At 61.1% G+C, this 23721-nt stretch carries 24 protein-coding genes; 11 read left to right on the top strand and 13 right to left on the bottom strand.

Going from position 1 to position 23721, the window contains the following annotated elements; all coding sequences use genetic code 11:
* Positions 1-98: 98 nt before the first annotated feature.
* Both FHT76_RS04790 and FHT76_RS04785 read right to left on the bottom strand, forming a co-directional pair.
* Positions 99-479 carry a hypothetical protein gene (locus FHT76_RS04790; protein ID WP_259184613.1) on the bottom strand — a complete coding sequence of 127 codons (381 nt, stop codon included), beginning with the start codon at positions 477-479 and terminating at the stop codon, positions 99-101.
* A gap of 15 nt (positions 480-494) precedes the next feature.
* On the bottom strand, positions 495-1820 hold the full coding sequence (locus tag FHT76_RS04785) for a nicotinate phosphoribosyltransferase (protein WP_259184612.1): 1326 nt from the start codon (positions 1818-1820) through the stop codon (positions 495-497).
* 119 nt (positions 1821-1939) lie between these two features.
* On the opposite strand from FHT76_RS04785, the gene FHT76_RS04780 reads away from it, so the two are divergent.
* Positions 1940-2203: a hypothetical protein gene (locus tag FHT76_RS04780; protein ID WP_259184611.1), complete on the top strand. Its 264-nt coding sequence runs from the start codon at positions 1940-1942 to the stop codon at positions 2201-2203.
* A 161-nt stretch (positions 2204-2364) separates the two neighbouring features.
* Here FHT76_RS04780 and FHT76_RS04775 read toward each other — a convergent pair whose 3' ends face one another.
* Positions 2365-2667: a PilZ domain-containing protein gene (locus FHT76_RS04775; RefSeq protein ID WP_259184610.1), complete on the bottom strand. Its 303-nt coding sequence runs from the start codon at positions 2665-2667 to the stop codon at positions 2365-2367.
* A gap of 162 nt (positions 2668-2829) precedes the next feature.
* Here FHT76_RS04775 and FHT76_RS04770 point away from each other — a divergent pair, with 162 nt between their 5' ends.
* Positions 2830-4119 (top strand): hypothetical protein, encoded by a 1290-nt coding sequence (locus tag FHT76_RS04770; protein WP_259184608.1) that lies wholly within the window; start codon positions 2830-2832, stop codon positions 4117-4119.
* On the opposite strand, the gene FHT76_RS04765 is transcribed toward FHT76_RS04770, so the two are convergent.
* Genes FHT76_RS04765 through FHT76_RS04755 form a run of 3 tightly spaced genes read right to left on the bottom strand, consistent with a single transcriptional unit; the run spans position 4103 to position 8436 of the window.
* Complete coding sequence (locus FHT76_RS04765) at positions 4103-4756, bottom strand: hypothetical protein (RefSeq protein WP_259184605.1); 654 nt, start codon at positions 4754-4756, stop codon at positions 4103-4105. The genes FHT76_RS04770 and FHT76_RS04765 overlap by 17 nt on opposite strands.
* A 3-nt stretch (positions 4757-4759) precedes the next feature.
* Positions 4760-6721, bottom strand: a complete 1962-nt coding sequence (locus FHT76_RS04760) for an ATP-grasp domain-containing protein (protein ID WP_259184603.1) — start codon at positions 6719-6721, stop codon at positions 4760-4762.
* A gap of 5 nt (positions 6722-6726) precedes the next feature.
* Positions 6727-8436: a hypothetical protein gene (locus FHT76_RS04755; protein ID WP_259184601.1), complete on the bottom strand. Its 1710-nt coding sequence runs from the start codon at positions 8434-8436 to the stop codon at positions 6727-6729.
* 164 nt (positions 8437-8600) lie between these two features.
* On the opposite strand from FHT76_RS04755, the gene FHT76_RS04750 reads away from it, so the two are divergent.
* Positions 8601-8852, top strand: coding sequence for a hypothetical protein (locus tag FHT76_RS04750; protein WP_259184600.1), 252 nt, complete (start codon positions 8601-8603; stop codon positions 8850-8852).
* 93 nt (positions 8853-8945) lie between these two features.
* On the opposite strand, the gene FHT76_RS04745 is transcribed toward FHT76_RS04750, so the two are convergent.
* Positions 8946-10094 carry a hypothetical protein gene (locus tag FHT76_RS04745; protein ID WP_259184597.1) on the bottom strand — a complete coding sequence of 383 codons (1149 nt, stop codon included), beginning with the start codon at positions 10092-10094 and terminating at the stop codon, positions 8946-8948.
* A 9-nt stretch (positions 10095-10103) separates the two neighbouring features.
* Entirely contained in the window at positions 10104-10409 is a 306-nt protein-coding gene (locus FHT76_RS04740; protein ID WP_259184596.1) for a hypothetical protein, read from the bottom strand.
* Between the two features lie 136 nt (positions 10410-10545).
* Here FHT76_RS04740 and FHT76_RS04735 point away from each other — a divergent pair, with 136 nt between their 5' ends.
* Complete coding sequence (locus FHT76_RS04735; protein WP_259184595.1) at positions 10546-10908, top strand: hypothetical protein; 363 nt, start codon at positions 10546-10548, stop codon at positions 10906-10908.
* A gap of 339 nt (positions 10909-11247) precedes the next feature.
* Positions 11248-11445 carry a hypothetical protein gene (locus FHT76_RS04730; protein WP_259184594.1) on the top strand — a complete coding sequence of 66 codons (198 nt, stop codon included), beginning with the start codon at positions 11248-11250 and terminating at the stop codon, positions 11443-11445.
* A gap of 15 nt (positions 11446-11460) precedes the next feature.
* Here the strand turns inward: FHT76_RS04730 and FHT76_RS04725 are convergent, their stop codons facing one another.
* A complete protein-coding gene (locus FHT76_RS04725; protein WP_259184593.1) occupies positions 11461-11745 on the bottom strand; it encodes a hypothetical protein in 285 nt (94 codons plus the stop codon).
* 150 nt (positions 11746-11895) lie between these two features.
* Here FHT76_RS04725 and FHT76_RS04720 point away from each other — a divergent pair, with 150 nt between their 5' ends.
* The gene (locus tag FHT76_RS04720; RefSeq protein ID WP_259184592.1) at positions 11896-12441 is read left to right on the top strand and encodes an NUDIX domain-containing protein; all 546 of its coding nucleotides are present in this window, start codon (positions 11896-11898) and stop codon (positions 12439-12441) included.
* A 253-nt stretch (positions 12442-12694) separates the two neighbouring features.
* On the top strand, positions 12695-13084 hold the full coding sequence (locus tag FHT76_RS04715; protein WP_259184591.1) for a hypothetical protein: 390 nt from the start codon (positions 12695-12697) through the stop codon (positions 13082-13084).
* Here the strand turns inward: FHT76_RS04715 and FHT76_RS04710 are convergent.
* Positions 13081-15621 carry a polynucleotide kinase-phosphatase gene (locus FHT76_RS04710; protein ID WP_259184590.1) on the bottom strand — a complete coding sequence of 847 codons (2541 nt, stop codon included), beginning with the start codon at positions 15619-15621 and terminating at the stop codon, positions 13081-13083. The two genes, FHT76_RS04715 and FHT76_RS04710, sit on opposite strands and share 4 nt — an antisense overlap.
* A gap of 3 nt (positions 15622-15624) precedes the next feature.
* Positions 15625-17058 (bottom strand): 3' terminal RNA ribose 2'-O-methyltransferase Hen1, encoded by a 1434-nt coding sequence (locus tag FHT76_RS04705; protein WP_259184589.1) that lies wholly within the window; start codon positions 17056-17058, stop codon positions 15625-15627.
* Positions 17059-17223: 165 nt separating this feature from the next.
* Between FHT76_RS04705 and FHT76_RS04700 the strand changes: the two genes are divergently transcribed.
* On the top strand, positions 17224-17811 hold the full coding sequence (locus FHT76_RS04700) for an RNase H family protein (protein ID WP_259184588.1): 588 nt from the start codon (positions 17224-17226) through the stop codon (positions 17809-17811).
* Here FHT76_RS04700 and FHT76_RS04695 read toward each other — a convergent pair.
* Positions 17798-20155: a bifunctional diguanylate cyclase/phosphodiesterase gene (locus tag FHT76_RS04695; protein ID WP_259184587.1), complete on the bottom strand. Its 2358-nt coding sequence runs from the start codon at positions 20153-20155 to the stop codon at positions 17798-17800. The two genes, FHT76_RS04700 and FHT76_RS04695, sit on opposite strands and share 14 nt — an antisense overlap.
* A 422-nt stretch (positions 20156-20577) precedes the next feature.
* Between FHT76_RS04695 and FHT76_RS04690 the strand changes: the two genes are divergently transcribed.
* Both FHT76_RS04690 and FHT76_RS04685 read left to right on the top strand, forming a co-directional pair.
* The gene (locus FHT76_RS04690) at positions 20578-21747 is read left to right on the top strand and encodes a transposase (protein WP_259184586.1); all 1170 of its coding nucleotides are present in this window, start codon (positions 20578-20580) and stop codon (positions 21745-21747) included.
* Positions 21748-21783: 36 nt separating this feature from the next.
* The gene (locus FHT76_RS04685) at positions 21784-21960 is read left to right on the top strand and encodes a hypothetical protein (protein WP_259184585.1); all 177 of its coding nucleotides are present in this window, start codon (positions 21784-21786) and stop codon (positions 21958-21960) included.
* On the opposite strand, the gene FHT76_RS04680 is transcribed toward FHT76_RS04685, so the two are convergent.
* Positions 21961-23277, bottom strand: coding sequence for a hypothetical protein (locus FHT76_RS04680; RefSeq protein ID WP_259184584.1), 1317 nt, complete (start codon positions 23275-23277; stop codon positions 21961-21963). It abuts the gene before it with no gap.
* Positions 23278-23444: 167 nt separating this feature from the next.
* Here FHT76_RS04680 and FHT76_RS04675 point away from each other — a divergent pair, with 167 nt between their 5' ends.
* Entirely contained in the window at positions 23445-23717 is a 273-nt protein-coding gene (locus tag FHT76_RS04675; protein ID WP_259184583.1) for a hypothetical protein, read from the top strand.
* Positions 23718-23721 lie beyond the last annotated feature (4 nt).

Raw genomic sequence — 23721 nt, 5'->3', positions numbered from 1 at the left:
TTGGATATATGCCCCGTGTACAGGACGGGAACCGCGTAACGGGTTGATGCGGAACCGACAATTTTACCGATTTCGCTTTTTGTTCTTGTACGGAAAGCCTATTCGCAGATTGTACGGCGGAGAGAGCGGAAGCGGAAAACGGAAGCGCTATCGCCGAACGACACGTTGACCCCGCCGTTATAGCCCGCTCCCGGTGCCGAGAAAACGCGGCCTTCACGGCCATCCTGGGTCGCGTAGCAACCCGCGAAGAGGATGTCGCTGTCATCGACCGCCTTGAAGCCCGCAAGCCTTGCGAGACGGGATTGTTCTCGCTCAGCGCGCAGCACATCCATCGGCGTAGGCTTGCTGACGGTATGAACCAGCAGGCCGGCCATAACGAAGAAGCCAACGGCCCAAAGAAGGAAGCCAACGGCCGAGAACGACGGCGAGTTGGACGCACCGTCCGCAGATACCACCAAATCGGTTGAAATGTTGCTCACGACTGTTTCCTTTCGTTACACTAGGACTTCGCGCTTGGTCTGACCGGCAACGCCGAACACGCGCTTGTAGCGTTCGACTTCCGACGGGACGCCGATGGCCTTCGACGGGTTGTCCGAGAGCTTTACGGCCGGACGGCCATCGGCCTCGACGACCTTGCAGACCAACGACAGCGACTTGAAGCGTTCGTCGCCACCCCGCGGCGAGCATTCCTTGAAGTCGTTGGTGAGGTTGGTTCCCCAGCCGATGGGCGTGCCGCCGATGCGGTTGCGGAAGCGACGCACGCAGTTCTCGATGGACTCGATGTCCATGCCGTCGGAGAGGATCGCCACCTTCTGCATCGGGTCGCGTCCGCGCGAGCGGAGCCAGTGGATGTATTCCTCGACGCCTTCGACAGGCTCCTTCGAGTCGGGACGGATGCCCTTCCAGTCGGCGATCCATTCGGGCGCGTCGAGCAGGAACGGCGTGGTGCCGAAGGCGTCCGGCAGCATGATCAGCAGGCGGCTGCCGTACATCTTTTCCCAGTCCTCGCAGACCTTGTAGCGCGAAGCTTTGAGTTCATCGTCGGAGTTTGCAAGCGCCGCGTAGACCATCGGAAGCTCGTGGGCGTTGGTGCCGATGGCTTCCAGGCCGAGGTCCATCGCGTGCTTGACGTTCGACGTGCCGGTGAAGCATTCGCTGCCGATGCCTTCGCGCATCGCCTCGATGCACCAGCGCTGCCACAGGAAGCTGTGACGGCGACGGGTGCCGAAGTCGGAAACCTTGAGGCTGTCGGCATCCTCGGCCTTGAGGACGCGCAGGCGTTCGACCTTCGACCAAAGGCGCGACTTGGCGCGCGAATAGAGGACGTCGATCTCGAAGCGCGACATGTCGGCAAAGCCGGCACGAGCCTTGAGTTCGTTGATGATGGCGAGCGCCGGGATTTCCCAGCCCATCGATTCCTTCCACGAACCGCCGAATTCCAGGTAGAACTGGCCGTCTTCAACGCGCAGGTCGTATTCGGGAAGCTGGTAGGTGCGCAGCCATTCGATGAAGGCCGGCTTGAACATCTGGTCGGTTCCGTAAAACGTGTTGCCTGCCAGCCAGATGAGCTCGCTCTTGTCGAAGCGGAGAGTGCGGGCATGGTCGAGTTGGGCGCGCAGTTCGTTCTCGTCGATGATGTCGGCGAGGCGGATGGCTGGATTGCGGTTGAACAGGCGGAACTTGACCTTGGTGTCGGGGAACTTTTCGAAGACCATCTGCTGCATCAGCAGCTTGTAGAAGTCCGTGTCGAGCAAGGACCGGATGACGGGATCGATGCGGAATGTGTGGACGTAGGCGCGGTTTGCGAGGTCGATATGCATCCGAAGTCTCCAATTCGTTTCGGGGTCTTGATATTCCTCGCGCGCGTCGTTGTCAACATACTGGATGGCTTCCGGCGTCTTATTTTCCGGATTATCATCCGAGGAAAACGGAGACTCCGATGAAGTATCGAAACAAGGTATGGAAACGTTTGGATTTCCTAAGGATTTCCCTTGGCGGCGCGATTTTCGGAAGCGTCGGATCGAGCGTGCTTGGAAGCTGCACGTCACTCGGGCCGTCGTCGCAGCGCGATCTTGTTTGCGCGGCCGCGGGGTTCGCCCTGTTCCTGTGGATACTGATCGACGAAGACCGAAAGGAACAGCGCGCGAAGGCCGAAAAGTCAGAGAAACTCGATGCGGCCGCGCTTCCGGCTGAAAACCATTGAAGACCGACGGCCGTGGCGCGATGCCCGCCCCATGAAAACCGCCCGCCAATTCGGATAATTGCGCCTGTGTTCGCGCGTGTCGGCCTTCGCCAGACGCCATGCACCCCGCATGAGAGCAACCCCAGCAGCTCCGAACCCGATCGCCAGTAGCAGATCAACGATCATGCGCGGGCCGCTCTCAGGCGGACGTCGTGTTTCTTGAGCCAGACCAGCTCCTTGTGGAAATCGACGCCGAATTCGCCGTCTCCCTTCCAGGCGATGCGGCCGAGGACCTTCACGCCTTCCGGTTTGATCAGCAATTCAACCTCGTCACCAAGGAGGTTGACCTTGTCGAACTTCACGCGCGCGCCGACGGACGTCAGGTCGGCGATCTTGCAATCGTAGTACATGCCGTTCGGCACGTGCACGATCTGCGCCACCTTGAACGCCCGGTTGCGTTTGAACAAACGATTTTCGGCTGACATTGAGTTCTTCCTTATGCTTCGTCCGGAAAATACACGCTGACGAAGTGTTGTCAATAAAGAAAGACTTCGATAAGAGGCGTTCGAACACTTGAATTGCGGCGACATGGAAACATGCCTGCCGGCGGCATACGGTCATGCGACGGACCGGACAAGGAGCATCGGATGTCTAAGGAAATCGGACCAATCGCCCAGCTGGACGACAACAGGGCGTATCGCCGTTATTTCGACGGCCACGCCAAGTCGAGAAAGGCCAACGGTCTCGATCTCGGATTGATCGTCGATGCGACGGTCACGATGTCGGTGGAAACCATCTGGCCCGCTTTGCTGACGCTGTCGAGGCGGGTCGCCGAGGGAGACATCGCGCTTAGTAATGGCTGGACGTTGCGCACGGCACGGACGCTTCGCAGCCATGACAGCACTTTCGTCATGGAACACGAAGACACGCCCGGCGGCTTCCTCTTCAACTGCTCCATTCGGGAAGAGCCGGGGTCTGGCGGCGCTCGCTTCAAGCCGGCCGCCGAATGCGACATGGTGTCGGCCGTCACCTGCTGCGCCTACCGCGCCGACGGACTGTTCCCGCCCGGATACATCGGCTACGGGCACGACCTCGAAGGAACGCTCGCACTGGGCTTCGACGGGAGCAAGTACCAGATCGGCAAGCTGTTCGTGAGCAAGCCGTCGATCCACCTGCAGCTTTCCGGCATGGAGTTCGGACGCATCCTGATGCCACCGTCGAGTCCCGTGTCCGATCCGGCCATGGCGATAGAAGCGCTCGAGCTTCTCGGCGAGGCCTTCAGGGAGACCGGTCTTGATCCCATGATCGACAAACGGCGCGCGGAGCTGGGCGAGCTGATGATCGAGGACTTCCACATCAACGAGGCTGACCGTCTCCTTGTCGAAATGGGCGTGGGGGCGGTCAGGGGAACGCCGGGAGAGCGGACAGGCGGCATGCTCAGGCACTTCTACGCCCAAGCCGCCGCACTCGATTTCGAGCGCCTCGCGGAACGGCTTGCCGCGTCGGTGGCCAAGTTGCGCTCGGACGGCCATGACGCCGCCGAAACCTCCTTCGACTGGGGCGACATGGATAACCACGCATTCGTGCGAATGTCGTCTGAGACCGGGGGTATGCTCTGGATCGACACGCAGCAGACACCCTACCGCATCGACTTCAGCACCGACGAGAACGGTTCCATCGCGGCATTGACCGTCGCCGCCCCTGGCTCGACCAAGACATCTGAAGACCCGACGCCGACGCCGGAAGATCGCGGGTTCCTCGGTGAATTCGTCCGCGACGACGCGGGGCCGGATTTCACGATCTACGAGATCGCCGATTTCACGACACGGGACATCCGGAACATGAACGGCATCGTATCGGTCATCGACCGTCTGGCGGAAAAACTCGACGTCGACCACAAGCCGACGGCCGGCACGGCGGCTACACCGTCTCTTTGAGCCTGAGGACTGCCTCGATTTCCCTCCCGTAATCCGGGAGTTCGAGGCAGTCGTTCCTCAGGACAATCGCGTGGTCGGCAGGGATGGATATGGGCTTGGACCCGATATCGGCCTCGAAAAGGAAAAGGGAATAGCGCGCCGGGAGCGAGCCGCCGCCGAGGACGGCCATAAGGCATCCATGTGCTTCCCACGCTGCATTGGTGAGAAAGCTCTCCCGCACGGGATGGGAGTGAAGCGCTCGCAGTGTCCCGCCCGCCTTCACCATCTCGTCGAGGGAAACGCGGCCCGGAGACAGGTACGACCAGACAGACGCGAGACGTTCCAGGCGGTCCTCGGTGAGGGAAACCGTGCCTCCCTCCCGAACCAGGCTTTCCGCTTCATCGAGAGACAGGGCGCAAAGGGCTTCGATGGTTCCAGGCTCAACGAGGCTGGTGTAAAGGCCGCGGACCGCCGATCGTAGACTGTCGCGGCCGATGCTCGCCGTGCCGGCGCGCGTCGAGACCGACACCTCGCCCGTCTCCGGCAACAGATGCCAACCGGAGCCGAAGCTCGTCGCCAGGCGGGCCGCCGCGAGGTCGAGAGCCCTGCAGACGCGCTCGTGATCGGACTGGGCATCCGGTTCGACATCAAGCCACATGGACTAGCCTTCCTCTTCAGCAACAGCTCGAACAGACCGTGGCTCATGGCGGATCGCCTGCACATCCTCGTAGGTCTGAATAATCGCCGGTTTCCGACGGGCGTCCGATTTCTCCCCGGAGAATTCGGGGGAAGACAGCGGGTCGGCAGAGCGATCGGTAACTTGCGCGTCGTAGCCACGGTCACTGCCGGAAAGGCGTTCCTTCGGGTCAGGTTTCCGGGGGGTGAAATCCAGAGCCTCGAGAGTTTCCCCGACGGAGCGGTTCGTGGCTGTACGGGCAGCCATGTCATGGGTTTCCCGTTCGCGGACGCGATCCAAATCGACGAAGGTCTCGGCGTGTTCATCAAGAGAGGCATCAATCGCAGGATCAAAATTCAGGGCTTCAAGGGTCTTTTGGACGCTATCAACCGGGGTCTCCGGTTCGTCGACCCAACTTAGGACGGTGTCGGCCACCGACGTTTCGGGCGGTGTCCGATCATGGAAGTCATACGTATCCTGCCGTAGCTCATTTGGATGGAAGGCCTGTGTGTCGTGTTGCTCTATTCGCTTGCGACCTTCCAGGTTCCTCCGGATGTTGGCAAGGTTCGCCTCGGCGGCCGCGAGCATCTCTGCGGACAAGGAGCGCTTGTGGGCGGCGGCAACGCGGCGGCGGTCCAGGCAGTACGGGCCGGAACGGAAGAACGAGTTGATCTCGATGGCGACTACGCCGCGTTCGGTAAGGCCCATGTCCACGACAAAGTGCATCCTGCCTTCGGCGCGCATTTCGCGGACGATCTTGCGTGCCTCGCGGGCAAAGGCGGCGGCGAGCGGCCGGTTGACCTCATGGGCGGTCTGGCCCCGATCGAACTCGCCCCCTTCGACCTCGGGCCGCTCGATAATCGCGACCCTCTCGTCGAAAAACCTGCCTTCGCGGATATCGGTGCCGTTGAGGTTTCTGTCTGAACAGACGGACGCGACAATACGCCCGTTGGTGACGAAGAAGCGCTGCTCCCGTGTTGTCGGGAGATGTTCCTGGACGATGAGGCCGTAGCGGAAATTCTCGGAACTGTCGAAACCGTCCCTGATCAGGTTCCGTAGCGCGTCCTCGCGGGTTTGCACGCCTGTCAGATCAACGGTCCACGTTCCGCCTTTGGACCTGACCGACTTCACGAACGCCCGGCGGTGGCCGCGCTCCGCCATGTCCAGAAGAATGTCGGCAGCTCCGAGATGATCGTCGGCCTCTTCGGAATAGCGACGCATCCCTTTGCGGATGGGTTCCCACTGCCAGTATTTGCCGTCGTCCTCGTGCCTTTGCTTGACGAGCGTCTTTATTTTCTCCCGATCGTAATGACCGAGCGGGAGAAAAGTCAAAAACCCGTCCTCGTCCATTCCTGTGTAGCGCAGGATCAGATTGGGGATGGGAGTCCAGAGAACCGCCATACCAGGCTGTGCGGAACCCAGAGAGAAGAAGGAAAAAGCGTCGTCGACGTAGTGGTGGAGGAAGTTGCGCTGCCTGCCTTGCAAGTGGCGTTCGTAGTAGTCCGCGTGGAGCAGACGGCGCATGCCATCCCGGCCGATGTAAACGCCATCGATGGCCGCGTCGAATTTGGCGCGGCGCTCTGCCCTCGCCGCGATCTCGGTCTTGTAGGCCAAGTGCGTGGCAGGCGACCGTTCCCGCCACAAATGCGGGTTCCTCGGATTGTTTTCCTTGATCATCGTCCAGTTGGCCAGCCACCTGTCGAGTACGTCCGCAGCGGCAGGAAAGGCCGCCTTTACCACTTCGAGTTCCGATGCGTCGGGAATGTTCGTTATCCCGACGATCAGCGCGTGATCGAGGTACGGACGGCTCATTGCGTCAGGGTGCCACGGCGGGCGACAACGCCCTTCGAGTTCTCTTTTGCCGAGCAGACCGATCTGTGGCGATGCGCTGAATTCGCGGAGAAGCGACCGGCGTTCGTGCGCTGACGGAATGTGGGGTTGTGCCATGATTACTAACCTTCGAAATCAAATTCGTTCGGAGCGCTATGGAGACCGGTGCGAGCGCCGAGGGGAGGATTTCGTTCGAGTGCCACCGCTATTGCCAACAGGAACTCGTCCTGGGTCCCGGTTCGACGCATGCCGGTGCCTTCCCCTCCCGCCAGGATGCGCCTCGCTGTCCGCTCGCACCATTGCTGTTCGAGTACGGGCAGCGTCGGTTTGGGTTCGTCGCAGTGGATGCGACGCGCTCGACTGGAACTCAGGTTTCTGAATTTGAACTTTCGGACGAGGAGCGGGTTTCGGTGGAGGTTCGACAGGTAGCGCTCGCGCCTGTTTTTAAGGGCAAGCCACATCCTGTCGTAGGGAATGCCGTAATACGGTTCCGACCCGCAGACGTGGACAGCCACCACCACCGCCTCGCCAGTGGTCGTGAGAGCGGCGCGCACACGGTGCGGAGGTGCATTCCTTGCCCATGCGGATCGCGCGTGGCGCAGTACCCGGCGAGCCAACTTGGCCGCGATACCGCGATCGGCGACGAGGACACCGGTGATCGGCGCGTCGACGTTCATGGCATCGGCGTCGCTCGGGCAAAGCAATTGCCCATCGAACCTCCGCAAGCCGGGGACTGGATCAGCGCCGGAGACATAGGAAAACAGCACGGAACCGCTGTCGACCATGAAATCCTGAACGTGGCTGTAGGAGACGGCGGGAGACACGAAGAACGGCTTGCTCCATACGGGGAACTCGAAGTTCGGCGCGGTATCGGCAAAGCGTATCAACGATTCTTCTGGCGATAGGCCTCGAGGAAGCGTCAAGGTCACTGTTTCCACCATGCGGCGGCGGGCGGCGAGGCGGGTCCAAAGGCCGAGCTGTCCGCTTGGCTTTCCGTGAGGAACGCACGACTTCACGTTCAGCTCAATGTCGCCGTCCTTGCAAAGATCGGCCAGAAGTATGCCCAACTCGCGAGGCCCGCGGGCTGTCAGACATTCCTCGCCGGTCTCGGGATCGATCCCGTGGAAGTCTCCGGTCTGCATCTCGCGGTGAGCCGGCCAAGGTCCAAGAAACGGATGGCCCTTGGAGACGGGACTGGGATGAGGCGTTGTCCGTGCGCCGGGGAAGTCGTCCTGTTCCGGTACGCGAAGACTGGCGGCACCACGCTCCCTGAACAAGGACATCCCGCCCGCCGCGAGGTAATCGACCGCAGGTTCGGCGTGTTCCACGAACGCCAAGGTCCTGCGGGCGGCTTCAATGACCGCATCCTCAAGCGCGGGGTAGCCTGGAAGTTCCGAAACAACCCGCTCGATGAAATCCATTATTCCGGAAAGGCTCTTGGCTTCTTGGCAAAGCCCGGCTTCCAGAAGAGCCTGAAACTCGCGTGCCGCATCGGACAGAAGGTCTTGCATGACCTCGGTGTCGCTCTTGAAAAGTTCACGGGTCCTCGCGCCGCTGCTGCGCAGCTTGTCCCAATGAGGAGTGGCGTCCCGGAGCAAATGCGCGGCATCGGGGCGGCGCGAGGCGACGACGGTTGCCAGCCTATCGCCTGGCAACAGCGGGAGAGCCATTTCATACCGAAGGAACCGGTTCCCTGAGACAGGCAGGCCAAAAGGCTCGACCGTCCTGGCGTTCTCGCGTTTCGGGATGGCGGAACCTGCTGGCGCAGGTCCTGCCTGGTATGCGGCGCGACCGCGCCAGAGTCCGGTTTGTGCGCCGATGCCGTCGACCATTTTCCGCACCTGTTTCGAGGAATGAGTTCTTTGATTGTGAGAAACGCGGCGACGTAGTCAACGGAGTTTGGGGCCTTTATTTGACCTCCCAATGCGTCCGGGGTCTTGCAAAAACCCGCGGAGCCGGCTAGCGCGCTACTATGGGCAACGACCAGGAACAGACAATGAGCGCCGAGATTCCGCACTTCGACTACGACCAGCTTTCGGACAACGTCAGGTTCTTCGTCCGCACAACGCTTCACGACGAGGCAAACGTAGCGAACGCGCTGACCTTCGCCCAAGGGGAGGCCCTCGTCCAGAAGCTGACCTCCGCGGCCGTCAGTGAAGCGAGGAAGATGTTGCAGCCCTATCTCGAACGGGTCGAAGGGATCGTCGAGAGCCTCGAGACCGCGGCGGCCGGTCAATCGGAGCGCTGATCGCACCCTAAGAGGCAAGCGGAAGCCGCAACGGTTGTCCGCCTTGTAGCCGCTACGGTTTCCTCACAGGAAACCGTAGCGTGGTTCCGACGGCTAAAGGCCTGGACGCCTGACGGTTACGGCGATGGCCTGCGAATCCTGCCGCTCCAGCTGTTTCGCGATCCTGCGCGCGGTTTTGACGTCGATGCGGGGGTTGTACCACCGGGGTACGATGTCCTCGAGCGCGACTGCGGCGCGGACCGCCGGCTCCAGATCGGAAGACACGTCGAATGGGCTGGCGGATGCGTCGATAGCCTGACGAAGCTCCATTACCGTTTCGCGTGCCTCCGGCGGCACGTCGACCCCGAACCAACCACGCATTTCCTTGGCGGTCTGGAAGAGGCCGGCCATTGCGTAGTCGTGGCCGAGCAAGGCGCGGTCGTCGAGTACCTCGACCAGACAACCGGTCGTTTCCAGCATCTCCGCCGCGAACCTGTCCTTCCCCTGCGCCCGCGAAAAGGCCTTGGCCTCATCGAGGCTGTCGGCCGCGAAGAAGTGCGTGGCGCTCGTGACTACCCGCGCCTCGGCAGGATTGTACGGGGAGGGGAATAGGCCGAAGGGGATAACCGACGAGATGATGCCGTTGTCCACGTCCACCTGGTAACAGGGTTCCGGGATCGGCCTCCAGACCACGCCGTCGATGATCTTGTATCCTTCGAAGCCTTCCGCGAAGAACTGCCTGCAGCGTTCTATGTCGGCCTCGCCCGCTTCGTCGATCGGAAGCCTGCCTGTCGGCCCGTGAAATGCTTTGGCCTGCTTGTCGAAGATGTGGCTGCTGCTGTCGGGACGAAGGAGGTGCTCGATCGCGCTCGGCCACGGCGGTGAGTTCAGACCTCCGTAGTTCGCAAGCTCGTCGTAGAGACGGTGGCGGATCGGCTGAAAAACATCCTTCCTGTAGCTGAAATGCGGAATGGTGCTGTAGGAAAGGTCCGGAAACGGATCGGTGAGTGTCTCCGCGAAACGCTCCACCTTCATGAGCGGCATGTAATGCTGTTCGCCGATCATTCGTATCGGCACCGGACCGCCCCAGTTTTTGACCTCGTGATTGTAGTGGCCGTGAATCGTCATGACGACGGGAGCGCCGTCCGAAGCGACCTCCGGAACCTCAAGCTCTGTCTCGCGGCGGACGACACACCGCGTCAGCGAGGGCCGACGCAGTGGGCGGGAAGTGACGATGGCAGGGTAGGTGGCCTTGAACAGCATCTGCGCTCCTTAGAGGCCAAGAGCCGTCGAGGCGGCAACCGCAGGCTTTCGGCCAATGTCGTTTCCGTCGAGCGTCGCCCAGACGCTGTCTGGAACGACCGAGCCGGGATCGAAGGTGACGTTGAAGACGCCCTTGAGCGTCGGTCCGGCCGGATCGTCCTGGTTCGGGATGAACAACGTCTTGGTGAAGTTGCCGAGGCCGTCGTCCTCCCATCCATTGTCCGCTTCGGGCGCGCAGCCTTCGTCGAACTCGAAATCAAGATATGCCTGGTCGGCGGTCGAGCGGCGCAGATTGGAAAGTTCAACGGTATCCATGGTCGTTCTCCTCTAAAACTTCCGCATCAGGCCATTGCCGACCGCATATCACAATGGACAAGCGCTGTAACGCGGACTTGTCGAATGCCGCGCCGGACAGCATCCTTTACGCATCGGCGAACGCGAGAAAAAAGCAATGGAAGGCCCCTATTTCATCGAGCATGGCGACGTCTGGAGTTACACCACGCAGCCGGGAAGGCCTAGCTATGTCGGTCCAAACTCGCGACATGTGTGCGACGGAACCGAGGAACTCGCCATCGCTCTGGTCGGCGACACCATGATGAAGCATGGAAGCGCAAAGAGCGTGGACGCATGGGCCGAGAAGAAAGCGTCAGGATTCGATGTGACGATAATCCGTTTCCCTGTTTCACCCGAGACGGTCGAAGAGCTGAACAAGTGCGCGACGAACACGACGAGGGCGGCATCCATCGTCGCAAGACTCGAAGATATCGGCAAGTCGCGTCCAGAATTGGCCAGCCTCCCAAGGTTTCCGCGCTAGCCAAAGAGATCGCCAAAACGGTCGGACGAAGTAAATTCCCGGACGCCGCGACGGACCATTTTTGGGTGTATTTTCATGTAATTGACAGACGTCAACTTCACTCGGATTCGAGAGAACGGCGAACGTCAAAGTGAACGGAATCAATCAATTAAGAGTAATACAAACTGTATATTGGATGCATTTGCGATTTTACTGTCATCCGGGCAGGGGTTTATCGCCGTAGACATTGCAATACTCAGGATAGTTCCTCCAATTGGAGTATATACAACCACCGGATAGCATGCTACTCATCTGCGCGTTCGGAAGAGGAACCTAGCCGACTGACATTTTGGGGGTGTCATGGAAGCCGTAACTACGAAGACCTTGATCGGTATCGCCGTGCTTTCCATCGTACTGTCGCTTTTGGGACACCTTGTCACGAAGGTGCCGCTTATATCGATGTCGTCATTGCTCGTCGCCGCGACGCTCTTCTACGCCCTGATAATGCTGGTCGGATTCATCTATCGATCCGCCGGGCGAGGGCGGTACCTTCCCTGATCGGCAAGGTCGCCGTCATGCTTTCCCGGAGCGCGCCTTCTTGCGTGCGAAGCGGTCCTCGTACCACCCGTCGAACTTACCCATGCAGAACGTCACCGCGCGGAACACCGCCCATACGGAGAGGATGCAGCATCCGATGATCGAAAACACGGAATGCATCCCTCTCAGGCTGATATCGTAGAGCACCACGGCCATGCAGGTCATCGGGAACGCGATGAATATCGCCTCGATGACGAATCCCATGAAGATGTTGAAGCGGCCTTCGTTGCCGCCAATGCGATGTAGTTTTACGGTCTTCATTTCGGTCTACTCTCGGAATATGAAGATCATGCCTGTGCCACCATGAACCGGGCATGAAGGAAATCGACGACGTGAAAATAAATCATGACGTCAAATTCCGTTGTCGAAGCTTTACAGAGAGGTCACAATTCTCCTGAAGAGGAGAAAACCATGTTGAGCAAGATCGCCGACGTTCTTCGTCGCTGGCGCGGCAACCGCGGGACGAGCGCGCTTCCGATGAAGTTCACCCTCGAGCTGGAAGGCGGCCGCCCAACGACCGACGATGCGGGTGCCGCCGCCGAAAAGGCGGCGGGGGCAGCGGTTTACCCGGATGTCGTGGTGGGCGTCGTTCTGCGGAGGCGGCGGGCGGTTATGCTCAGGCAAACCAACCAGTCGGGGACGATGTGGACCTTCCCGGGCGGGAAGGTCGAACGGGACGAGACCCATGAGGAGGCGGTCGTTCGCGAACTACGCGAGGAAATCGGGCTCCGCTGCGATGTCGTGCGAAAGATCGGCGAGCGGGTGCATCCCGTCACCGGCCGGTCGATCACCTACTTCCTCTGCAAGGCGCAGGGCGGCAAGCCCCGCAACCTCGAGCGCAACAAGGCGGACGACATCCGATGGCTCACGCCGCGCGAAATCGACCAGGTGACGAACGGAACCTTGTTCGACAAGGTACGGGATACAATTCGCGACGAAACGCGCCTCAACAAATAGGGAGAGGTCGAAACCGATGATCGGAAAATTGACGAACTCGCATCGAAAGTCGGGGATTGCCGCAAAGCAGGCTTGATTTCGCCACCGTCTCCGGCCAAACACGCCCCGACGACGGCACAACCCCCCCGCCGTCTTCATATGGTGCCGCCGTGACCCCAAGACCCAAACCCCACGGCGGCACCGCAATTCGCGGTGGATTTTGCCCGCGTTCCGGGTTCGAATGGTGTGACGCTTCCAAACACCGAGAAATCCGATGGAAAAGACTTCCGATCTACTGTGGCGCGCATGGAGCCAGAAATTCTGCGAAATCGTCGAGGCCATGGACCATCGGTTCACCGATCGTGACGGCAGCGAGCGCTACATCAATCACTACTTCCACAAACAGCCGAACGGCGAACTGCTCCAGCTGATCACGACCGGCAGGAGCGACGACGTCATCGACCTGAACCTCTATGGAGCGGGGGGATCGTCGACGATCGTCGCCTCTCTCGAGGTGCGCTCGAACGGAGAGATCAGGATCGGTACTGGCAACGCCTACCACCGGCTGGAGGAAGGGACTGCCCCCGAGCTCGTGGACTTCCTCAAGAGGATGCGGGCGAAGGCGGTGTCGCAGGTTCCGCCGTCGCCACGACCCGCAGCCTAAAGCCGCGGATCGGAGGGGTCGGATTCGAGGCCGATGATGGCAGCCACGCATTCGTGGATACGGCGTAGAGGTTCTCCCCTGACAAGGCGGTCGAGCGCCTCGACGCCGAGCGCGTGTTCCTTGATCGCCCTTGCCCTTTTCGACTTGGTCGCGCGTTCGCGCAGTCGCGAAAGATTTTCGGGAAGGTCGTAATCAACTCCGTAAATAATGCGGAGGTAATCGCGACCACGGACCTTGAGAGCCGGCTGGATCATCTCGCGTTCACCCATGACCGTGAAGCTGTGAGGCTTGACGACGATGCCCTCGGCACCGTTACCGGTGTCGTGGAGCCACTTGTCGATGACCGCGTCCAGCGCCTTCGGCTCCGTCAGGGACACTTTCGTGAAATCCGTCTTCGCCATGATGGCGTCCTTGCCAAGGACCATGTCGATCCAGCGCATGTGAGTGGAGTGAAGCTCACGAGAATGAACCCGCCCCTCGCTCGCCAGAACGTGAAAAGGGGCGATCCGCAGGTCGTCGACGGAGGGCGTCGCCCAGCTGTAGCCTCGCCACACCCTGTCGAAGGCCTCGGCGTTGCTGTGACGCTCGCGGACGTGGCGAAGCTGGGTGTCGACATCGGCGACACCGCGCGCGGCGAACCGCGAAAGCGCGTCGAGGACCAGACCCGTGCCGATCTGGGCGGCCTTGCCGGTCGGGGCGTACTGGTCGCGGATCAGGGCGGCGGCCTTGGTGTTCCACGGCATTATTTCGGCGTCGAGCAGAAGCCAGTCGGACTTCAGTTCGTCGAAGAGAGGCCCTGCCGCCGCCGCTACGCGCTCGAGAACGGCACGGCGGTCGCCGTCCTTGAAGAACGGGTTGCCGTTCCTCGTCCAGATATGCCCGAGGTTGTCGTCTTCGGTATGGAAGCGCGAGCGCGCCGCCGCCGCATCGCGGCAGACGAGGACGTGCGCGCGGGACCCCATGTGCTTGGTTTCGACGACGACAGTGTCCTGACCGACCGACCGGTAATACTCGAAGGCCTGGTTCGGATGCTCGAGGAAGCCGTCGATACCCGAGGATTCGACAGGCGACATGGTCGGAGGCAAGTAGACGAGGAGCCTCGGATCGATCGTAAAGCGGGATAGCGTCTCCATCGCCGCGCCCATCTGGTCCGCTTCGATGGTGATGCGGCGTGCCAGCGAGGTCTCGATGTATTTTTTGCCCGTCACGTCGGCATGCGACAGTTCGAGGAAGCCGCGGTTGTCCTTGCGGGAGAAGAGGGGCTTGTCGGTTTCTGCATAGGCGCGGTCCGTCTTGACCGAGACAATCGTCTTCTCGGGCCAGCGCAGAGCGGTCAACTCGCCGCCGTAGACGGCCGCCGTGTCGATGCAGATTGTGTTCTTGAACCAGACGGCCTCGTCGCAGGCCACATGTCCGTAGACCACCGAGGCTTTGCCACGGTAGTCCTTCGCCCAGTCCACGCGCTCGCTCTTGCCGTCGGCGTCGGGTGGGGTCTTGGGACCGTAGACGGCGAACTCGCGCATCGCCTTGGACGCACCGAGGATCATTCCCTCTTCGATGCCGGCATGGGCGACGACGAGGTTGCCGTCGTCGAAGACGTAGTGGGCCGGAAGCGCGTCGAGGAATTCGCCCATGGAAACCTTGAACGCCTCAGACAGGCCTTCGAACTCCGCCTGCGTGGTCTCGATGCCGCCGCCATCGGAGACGGTCTGACCACGAAGCCAGCGTGAAATGCGGGCATCGTGGTTGCTCGCGACCGCATAGCCGATGCCGGAATCGACGGCGGAACGCATGATGCGCAGCGCGTCGAGCGAGCGTGGGCCACGATCGACGGCGTCGCCGACGAACACAAGCTTGCGGTCTTCCGGATGGGACAGCGTAACAGTTCGGTCTTCGCCCTCGCCACGCCAGGCGACCGACCAGCCAAGCTTCGCCAACAGCGCCTCGAGTTCGTTGGCCATCCCGTGAATATCGCCGATGATATCGAATTCCCCCCTGACGTCGCGAAGGTCGTTGAAGCTCCGGCGGCGCACCACCGTGGCGCTTTCGATCTCTTCCGGAGATGAGAGCCAGATTGCCTGCCTGATCCCGAACGCTTTGCCGAGCTTGCGCTTGTCGCGGGTCAGCAGGGCATGATGCTGTTCGACCGCCCTTGGATTGTAGCGGGTTCCCTCGCGCTTGCGGGCGTGCTTGTGGCAGAAGGACATTCCGGGATCGAGAACGATGGCGGTCACGAGCGAATGGGTCCGCTCGGCCACGTCGATCCAGCGCTGACGGTCTTCGTGACGGACATTGGTTGCGTCGACGACCGTCAGAAGACGACGGCGCAGGCGGGCCTCGATGATGCGCTCGGCCACGTCGGAGGCATCGCGGGTCGCGGACTGGTCCTCGGCATCGCCGCTGACAAGCGCGCGGCAGGTGTCCAGCGAAACGCTCTCGTGCGGGCCGAAGAGGCGCGAGGCGAAGGAGGTCTTGCCGGCACCCGTGGGGCCGACCAGAAGAACCAGTCCAAGTTCGTTGAGCGTGATCTCTGTCATGGATCAGCCTTCTTTCTTCGTGAACACGATGTAGTGGGAAATCTCGCCGTTCGCCTCGTCGGCCTCGGGATTGCGGCCGCCGACGGGCGTGACCTCGGCTTCGTAGTCATAGGCGGCAACGACGCTGTCCACCCATGCATGGCATTCGGCTCGCGTCCACTCGAACCGATGGTCGGCGTGGCGGAACTCGCCGGACTTGAAGCCGAAGACCTTATTGTAGTCGCCGTTCGGGGTCGTGATGATCACGCGACGCGGGGCCATGATGCCGAATACGCTGCGGGCAAGCAGAGACAGGCGGTCTTCGTCGACATGCTCGATCACTTCCGACAAGACGGCGGCGTCGAAGCCTTTGAAGCGCTCGTCGCCGTACATAGCAGAGCCATGAACGAACTGGACGCGCGGATCGAGGGTTTTGCCCGGATTGTTGGACAGCTTCTTGCGCGCGCGTTCGATCTCGCGGGCCGACGGCTCGATGCCGACGACACGCATGTCAGGAGCGATGCGGACGAGCCGCTCCAGAAGCTTGCCTTCGCCGCATCCGAGATCGATGACGTTGCGCGCGCCCCAATCGGAGATGTCACCGACGATACGGGAATGGCGCTGCTGATGCGGAGAGTTGTCGTCCGGGTCCTCCCAGTCGCGCATCGCCTCCTCCGTTTCGGCGATAAGCTCGTCGAGGTCCTTCTTTTCCTGGAACCTGCCGAACAGCTGGCGCGCGTATTCGCGAAGCTCCCTGCTCTTCGAAAGGTAGCGGCTGATGATCAGGTCACGCGACGAATGGGTTTTCAGCCAATCGCCGCCCTTGTCGAACAGCTTGCGGACCTCGCTCTCGTCATAGAAGTAATGGCGGCGCGGATCGAGAACCGGAAGCAGCACGTAGAGCTGGGTGAGGGCGGACGACACGGTGGCATCGCCAGTCAGCGTGAACACGTGGAGAGGGCGGTCGTCGTCCACTTCGACGTTCGGGACGGCGAGTTCGTGAGCCTCGACGGTGGAAGTCCACCCGAGTTCCCCGAACAACACATCGATCATATCGGGGTTGCAACGAACGGGGCCGACCTTGATGGTGATCGGCAACGGTTTCGCGCCGACTTCCTTGACGCGCGCGTCGATAGCGGGGTCCTTCGAAGCGAGGATGCCGTTCATCGCGGAGCCGAGCGCGCTCGAAAGCGCCTGCGACATGTGGGAAGCGGCGAGGAACGGCATGGGTTCGACGTAGGATGCGATACCGCGATCCCAGTTCACACCGCGCACACGCTCCACCTGGTCGACCTCGACCGCCAGGCAGAACTCCGCGCGATCGGCGGTGTTTACGGGGAAAAATCCGGTGATCCTGTGCTTCGGTGTCGATTTCTCGAAGACCCTGTCAGGGTGCTTGTAAAGGATGAAGCCGAGATCGGACGCATGTTCGCCCGAAACTGAAAGCGATAGAAACAAGCCCGTTCTCCCGGAGCAAATTGACGTCGAAGTGTCTTGCGACACCGAAGGCCGGATGTCAACACAGAAATCAAGACATCAATGACACCGCCAGCATTATTGCAAGACGTCATTTGCCGACTTACGCTTGCGTGAAGCCGTTAAAACAACGATCGGATCAGCCGCATGCCAGCCCTCCAAACGCTCAAGTTACGACAATCAGAGGGGACGGCCGCGGAAAAGAAGGTCACGCCAGGACTCGTAACGCTGTTCTGCGACGTCTCGTTTTGCCCCAACTCGGGAGCGGCGGGATACGGTGCTTGGTATCGCACCGACGACATGGAAAAGGGCGAGTTCTTCGGTGAAGCGATCCCGGTCTCCTGTTCGAGTTCCAACGATGCCGAGTTCTGGGGGATCGCGATGTCCCTCAGGCACGTATTCCGGGTCGTCGGAGACAAGGCGACGACCGTGGTTCTCCAGTGCGACAACATCGCGGCTCTGAGCTGGATGCGCGAGTTCCATCCAAACGCTGGAGCCGTCGGCGACCATCACGGGACGCATGGCATTCCACAGGCTCCGAAGAGCTTTCCTAATTCGATGGGGACGGCGATTGGGGTCGTGCGGGCGATGAAGCCTTCCGTGCGGGTCTGGCTGAAGCACGTCAAGGGACATTCGAAATCGAAGTCGGCCCGAAGCTGGGTCAACAAGAAGTGCGACGAGCTGGCGCGCCAATACATGGCAGCGCGTCGCGGCGGACGTGTCAGGCGGGCTTAGCGCCGTCGGCGACGAGGCGGATGACCTTTCCGCTCTTCCAGCCCGGTCTCCTGATCTCGACCACGTTTTTCATCTCGTCGTTGGAAAGACCGCGCGAGAAGATGTAGCCTTGGATCATGTCGACACCCGCGACGGATACGACCTTCTCCAGCTGATCACGGTCTTCGACGCCCTCCACCACGACCTCGTAGCCAAGACCCTTGGCGAGGCCGACGACGGCGCTGAACAGCTGCTGCGCCTTCTTGTCCTCGACGATCGGCACGACGAACGACCTGTCGATCTTCACCCGGTTCAGCGGGAGCCTGTTGAGATAGCTGAGCGACGAGTACCCGGTGCCGAAGTCGTCGAGCGAGGTTTTGACCCCCATGTTTCGCAGCGTCATCAGGGTCGCGGCGGTCTTCTCGAAATCCTTGACGAAAACGGTCTCCGTCACTTCGATGCAGAGCCGAGAGGCCGGCATCGCATACGCGGCGAGCGCGTTGGAGATCATCTCGACGATGCCGTCCCTCGCGAGGTCGAGGGCGGAAAGGTTGACCGCCACGCCGACATCCGAGTTCCACGACATGCAGTCGCGGCAGGCCGTGCGAAGCACGTACTCGGTCAGCTTGCCGATGACGCCGATTTCCTCGGCCAGCGCGATGAAGCGTGCGGGAGGGATATAGCCGGCGTCGTAGTGTTCCCAACGGCACAGCGCCTCGGCGGACACGATGCGCTCTCCCTTGGCGTCGTAGATCGGCTGGTAGTTGACCTCTAGCGAGCAATGGTCGATGGCGGTGCGCAGGTCGGCCTTGATGCGGAGGGTCGTCTGGTACTCCTCCTCGAGATTTTCGTCGAAGAGCATCCACGCCTGGTTCGGGTTCCGCTTGACCTTGTAGAGGGCCATGTCGGCGCGGCTCATGTCTGGGTGCAGGTCGAACTCGCTCTTGGGCCGGATGATAACCCCGCCGCTGCACCGGACTTCGACGTTCTGGCTCTTGATCACATAAGTCGTCGAGATAGCCGAGAAGATGCGGTCGTAAATCCGCTTGCCTTCCTCGACGCTGGCGAGGCCGGGGACGAGGACCACGAACTCGTCGCCGCCGAGGCGGCCAGCCAGGATGCGCGGGTCGTCGACGCTGCCGATCCTTGCGGCGATGCCCTTGATGACCTCGTCGCCGATATCGTGGCCGAGGGTGTCGTTGATGAGTTTGAAGCGGTCGGCGTCGAGGACGGCCAGACCGACCAGCGAGTTCTCCCCGAGTTCGGAAACCGCGAGCGCTGTGGACTCTTCCCAGAACCGCCTGTTGGCGATCTTCGTCAGGCCGTCGTAGCGGGCCAGATGCTCCATCTCCCGGTCGGCCGCCACCTTCTTGGAAACATCGAGAATGGTGAGGATGTAGGCGTCTTGCTGGCGGCCACCCCATTCTTCATCACTATATTTTTTGTCGGATTCGGCGAGACGACTGACGCGGAAACGCAGCCACCGCCCGTCGAGAGCTTCGTACGTGACTTCCCTGATATCTTCGCCGATGGCTCCCGAGCGGATCGCATCGATCAGGCTCTCGGGGTCTCTCATCAGCAACCGGAGGGCATCGAACAGTGGACGGCCCTCTTCCAGCTTGGGGCCGAGCTTGAAGCGGGCCTGTTCGTTGATGACCACCATGTTCTGGTTGCCGTCGACCATGATCAGCCCGTTGGGCATGCTGCCGATGGCGGCCATGAACTTCTGCGAGGCGATCTCGGACAGACGTGTCGTCTTGAGAGCCGTGACCATCAGCCCGTGCAGGTAAGCCGCGATCTTGTTCGAACTCTGGATGATGATGATGATGGGGATAGACGAAATGCTGATCAGGTAGTCGTCGTTGACCGGACCGGAAATCATGAAGCCGATGACCAACGGCACGCATATGCAATAGGTCATCACCTTGGCGTTGATGATCGAGCCGAAGTTTCGCCCGACGATCGAGATCATCGTTCCGCCCACCAGTCCCATGCCGATGGCGGGTGCGATGGTATGGGGCGAGGTGAGACCGGAGTAGGCAGCGACCGATCCGACCGCGACGGCGGTTCCTGCGGCGGCCAGGATATAGAGGCGCTCCCAGTAGTCGAGTTGTTCGGTCGTCGTGATCGTTGTCACAATGCGGTCGTATGCGCCGAAGACGGCGACGCGTACGGCGACCGCCGCGACGAACAGAGGAATCCACAGGAAGTAGTTCGTGTCCTTGGTCGCCCCCCAAGCGACCGCCATGCAGATCACGTGCGCGAAACATCCCGAAATAAGGACACCCTTCGCTCCGAAGAGCGTCGTGATGATTTCCTTGCGGACTTCAAATGGGATCGGCGGAGCCGACTTCCTAGAAAACATACAGTCCAATCCGGGTGGCACATTTCGGGTTCCAGCGGCGTATACAAGAACTCGCGCCGGGGCGCAAGCGTTAAGACGCCGGTTACCAGAACTCGTGTGGACAAGTTAATTGAGTGTTTACAAGGGCTTATTGAAAACCGCGGTTTAAGGTGCGTACGGTATGAGTCAGAGGAAAAGCTATGAAATGGTAAACGCGGCTACGTATAGCATGCGTTGTGTTCGAAGACGGCACACGTCAATCGAGCGGAGGGGCAGATCGAATCCCGGGGTGGGGCAGGCATGGGGACGGCCCCAAAAAAAGGGCAAAACATCGCCGTCTTGCCGTTAACGGACCGGGGTCGTGAATTTATGTTGACGTAATTCAAGAACTCGTTACAAATGCCGGCACGAAAATAGAAGACCCCATTCATCGGATTCGAGCCATGATCACCGGTATACCCGAACTCAACCGCTATCTCGACGACAAACAGTGGAAGGCCGTAAGCCAGGCGATCCGAGCCTCCGGCGGCAAGGTGACCGACGGAAACCGCCTCCACGTCGACGCCGTCCTGGACCTGATGCAGAGCCGCCGGGCATGGCGGGACCTCGACTACCGCTATGGCCAGTGGAGCTCGGTCCACGCGAAGTTCGTCCGCTGGTTCGAGACGGGCATCCTGCATTCAATCGTCATGGCACTGTTCAAGGTCGGCCTGACCGACACCTGGCGCGAGACCTACACCGAGTTCTCCAGTGGCCCGAGCGCCGTTTCAGGCCCCCAGATCAGGCCGCTGATGGCCCAGATCGCCAACGGCCTGCGCCGCCACCGCGAAGAACCCAAGAAGCGTGGACGCGCCGCCGCTCCCAAACTGCCAGCGCCCGAGGGCAACACCTACCGTGAACGCACCAAGGCCTACGCCAAGAAGGTCAAGGAGGCCGTGAAGGCGCGCAAGGGTCTGGTGGACGGCCGGATCGCCAACGAAGACTGGGAGCTCATCGCTTCGCGTATCCCCGATCTCGGAGAGGCGATGAACGCGACCCGGCGTCAGGTCGAGGAGCTGATCGACGTCATGCGGACCAACAAGGGCTGGGCCTACATGGACAAGAAGGCGGGGAAATGGAACGTCGCCTATGCCAAGTTCGCCAAGTGGGCGTCGGACGGCACCATGGCGCGCCTGGTGAAGTGCCTAGCCCAGCTCGGCCTCACCAAGGACTGGAACCGCTTCCTCGTCGCTCCGCTCGGCGACGGAGAGAAGTCGCTCAAGATGATCATCGGGGCCGAGGCATGGCTCCACGAAGGCGAGGGCCGTACACGCCGCCGTCCGAAGGCGGCAAAGCCCAAGACAGAGGCGAAGACGACCACCACGAAGCCGAGGGACAAGAAAACGGCCAAGACCGCGAAGTCCACGACAGTGAAGGCCAAAGCCGCGAAGTCCAAGACGACCAAGGTCAACGCGAAAACCAAGAAGGCGGCAGCGGCGAAGACGGCCACGGCCGCTCGTAAGACGAAGGACAAGGCCGGAACGATCCGCCGCAAGGCAAAGTCCTCCCGAGCCAAGGCCGTGGCGGCCACCAAGAATGTGGCCAAATCCGCAGCCAGGCGGGCCGCGGCCTAAGGCCGTGGTTTCCCGCGCAAGCCAAACGGAGAAGCAATGAAACTCGAGATCACCAAGGAATGGTTCGGGCGGCGTGCCGCTCTTGAAGGCGATCATGAAATCGGCGCTGGGCGACCTGTCCCACCAAGGGATGCCGCGGACGGGCAGGATGAAGACGCCACGCAAGGCCAACCCGCCGACGTGACCGCACCGCCGGAAGCCAAGGACGAGTAGTCACGGACCTTCGGGGGCCGCTGGCTTCAGGTCGTCAGCTGCATCCGGAAACAGTGCTGCGTGCGCGCAGTCGATGTTCGTCAGCGCCTGACGAATGACGACTGCCAAACGGTCGTCGTAGCCGCAGATGTCGGTCACCTCTTCGACGCGCTTCTCGTCCACCATCATGTCGATGATGGTGGACTTCCTCAGGCCAGGGGTCGCGTAGTCGGAATTCGCCACGATCACGCGGCCATCCCTGAACGAAACGAGGATGCCTTCGTCCTCCGCTTCTTCGGCGTTTTCGACGTAAAGACAAGGCACGCCGCCGTCGTCGCGGGCATAGAGGCGGTTGTCGCCGTCGTCGCAATCGTAGTCGTTCTCCGCCGACGTGTAGCCGTCCTCAAGGAGGGCATCGGTCAGTGTGGTGATGTAGTCCATCCTCGAGGCGACGTCGATCGCGACGCTTCTTTTCCACATTTCCTCGATCATCGCGGCGAAGTTCGAGCCGGGGAACGATGCCGTGTGGCTGAAGGTGCCGCGGGCAGCGACGAGAAGCGACTGGTAGCGGCTGTCCATGCCGACGTACCCGATCTCGGAATGGCGCTGCATCAGGTCCGCGAACCCGTCGAACTTGGAGGCGAACTCCGCGATTACAGGAAGCGCCGACAATGCCGCACCAGGCTCCATCACCTTGTCGGACGACGTAAGCAAGACAATGTCCGACGGGACCGCCAAGCGGCTCGGGACACGATAGCGGATGACCGCCTCAAGGTCGTCGTCTCTGAGGAGGCACCGTTGAAGTTCCCTGCGGGTCAGAACCTCCAGATCGCCGGGGTCGGATTCATAGCGATAAAGCCTGAACTGCGCGATCTCCGAGCTGTTTTCCGGGCGAAACAGATCGGACGACGCGTTGCTCTTCGCCAGGCTCTCACGCTCTCCTTGCGATACACGGATGCGTTTGACGAGTTCCTCGATCGGCAAGTCACGGTCACGAACCTCTTCTATGCGCAGGTCGCAAGCCATGATGAAGCCGGCGTCGGCGTCGTCGGGGTTCACGAAGTCGATGAATTTCGTCCACACCCTGCCGAGATCGAGACTCTTGGCCCGCCAACCTGACGGGAGACCGATGTCGATGCCGTCCTGTTGCAGAACGGCCGTTACGAGCAGCGGACTGATGGCGTCAAAGAGGTATTGAGCGGCGTACGTGACCGGAGCCTTGATGTCCTCGATACGGTTGGGCTGGAAGTGGCCAGCGGTGCGCTCGTAGTGATGCTCGAAGAAGGCGTTGACGTTGATTCCCGTGTTGTCGGGCTGGATCAGGTATTCTTCAGCCATGCGGCGTCTCCGTAGAACTTTTGGACAACGTCGTCCATTACCGTGCAATCGGCAATACGACTGGAGTTGCCACGGACGCCGCCTGCGGTCTGCCGGCCGATCCTGATTGACGGTCCGACCTGTCTCGTCAACCATGGATGTAGCAGGCAACAGGAAAGGAACGCTTCGTGACAGAGAACGCTCAACACATCGACCCGCGCTACCTCTCGATCGTCAAGGAACTCGTTGCCTGGGATAACCAGGAGTTCGACGGCAACGGCCGCCCCCTGCGATTGGAAGACCCCGAGAACGGCTACGTCTGCCCCTGTCCTGACACAGCGCTCGAACGCGCGCAGCGCGCCCTGCGAGACATGAAACATTGGGCGCTTGAAGGCCGTCGCATCGACGCGAAGCACGGACTGGAAGACATCGAACGCGACCGAGACCGCGACAGTTTCTAACAGC

This window comes from Rhizobium sp. BK176 (genome assembly GCF_024808055.1).
This window is presented reverse-complemented; position numbering and strand designations above follow the sequence as displayed.

Bases quoted from the DNA above. Each gene is read 5' to 3' on its own strand.
- FHT76_RS04785 (WP_259184612.1), bottom strand. From the start codon at position 1,820: ATGCATATCGACCTCGCAAACCGCGCCTACGTCCACACATTCCGCATC.
- FHT76_RS04780 (WP_259184611.1), top strand. From the start codon at position 1,940: ATGAAGTATCGAAACAAGGTATGGAAACGTTTGGATTTCCTAAGGATT.
- FHT76_RS04775 (WP_259184610.1), bottom strand. From the start codon at position 2,667: ATGTCAGCCGAAAATCGTTTGTTCAAACGCAACCGGGCGTTCAAGGTG.
- FHT76_RS04770 (WP_259184608.1), top strand. From the start codon at position 2,830: ATGTCTAAGGAAATCGGACCAATCGCCCAGCTGGACGACAACAGGGCG.
- FHT76_RS04765 (WP_259184605.1), bottom strand. From the start codon at position 4,756: ATGTGGCTTGATGTCGAACCGGATGCCCAGTCCGATCACGAGCGCGTC.
- FHT76_RS04760 (WP_259184603.1), bottom strand. From the start codon at position 6,721: ATGGCACAACCCCACATTCCGTCAGCGCACGAACGCCGGTCGCTTCTC.
- FHT76_RS04755 (WP_259184601.1), bottom strand. From the start codon at position 8,436: ATGGTCGACGGCATCGGCGCACAAACCGGACTCTGGCGCGGTCGCGCC.
- FHT76_RS04750 (WP_259184600.1), top strand. From the start codon at position 8,601: ATGAGCGCCGAGATTCCGCACTTCGACTACGACCAGCTTTCGGACAAC.
- FHT76_RS04745 (WP_259184597.1), bottom strand. From the start codon at position 10,094: ATGCTGTTCAAGGCCACCTACCCTGCCATCGTCACTTCCCGCCCACTG.
- FHT76_RS04740 (WP_259184596.1), bottom strand. From the start codon at position 10,409: ATGGATACCGTTGAACTTTCCAATCTGCGCCGCTCGACCGCCGACCAG.
- FHT76_RS04735 (WP_259184595.1), top strand. From the start codon at position 10,546: ATGGAAGGCCCCTATTTCATCGAGCATGGCGACGTCTGGAGTTACACC.
- FHT76_RS04730 (WP_259184594.1), top strand. From the start codon at position 11,248: ATGGAAGCCGTAACTACGAAGACCTTGATCGGTATCGCCGTGCTTTCC.
- FHT76_RS04725 (WP_259184593.1), bottom strand. From the start codon at position 11,745: ATGAAGACCGTAAAACTACATCGCATTGGCGGCAACGAAGGCCGCTTC.
- FHT76_RS04720 (WP_259184592.1), top strand. From the start codon at position 11,896: ATGTTGAGCAAGATCGCCGACGTTCTTCGTCGCTGGCGCGGCAACCGC.
- FHT76_RS04715 (WP_259184591.1), top strand. From the start codon at position 12,695: ATGGAAAAGACTTCCGATCTACTGTGGCGCGCATGGAGCCAGAAATTC.
- FHT76_RS04710 (WP_259184590.1), bottom strand. From the start codon at position 15,621: ATGACAGAGATCACGCTCAACGAACTTGGACTGGTTCTTCTGGTCGGC.
- FHT76_RS04700 (WP_259184588.1), top strand. From the start codon at position 17,224: ATGCCAGCCCTCCAAACGCTCAAGTTACGACAATCAGAGGGGACGGCC.
- FHT76_RS04695 (WP_259184587.1), bottom strand. From the start codon at position 20,155: ATGTTTTCTAGGAAGTCGGCTCCGCCGATCCCATTTGAAGTCCGCAAG.
- FHT76_RS04690 (WP_259184586.1), top strand. From the start codon at position 20,578: ATGATCACCGGTATACCCGAACTCAACCGCTATCTCGACGACAAACAG.
- FHT76_RS04685 (WP_259184585.1), top strand. From the start codon at position 21,784: ATGAAACTCGAGATCACCAAGGAATGGTTCGGGCGGCGTGCCGCTCTT.
- FHT76_RS04680 (WP_259184584.1), bottom strand. From the start codon at position 23,277: ATGGCTGAAGAATACCTGATCCAGCCCGACAACACGGGAATCAACGTC.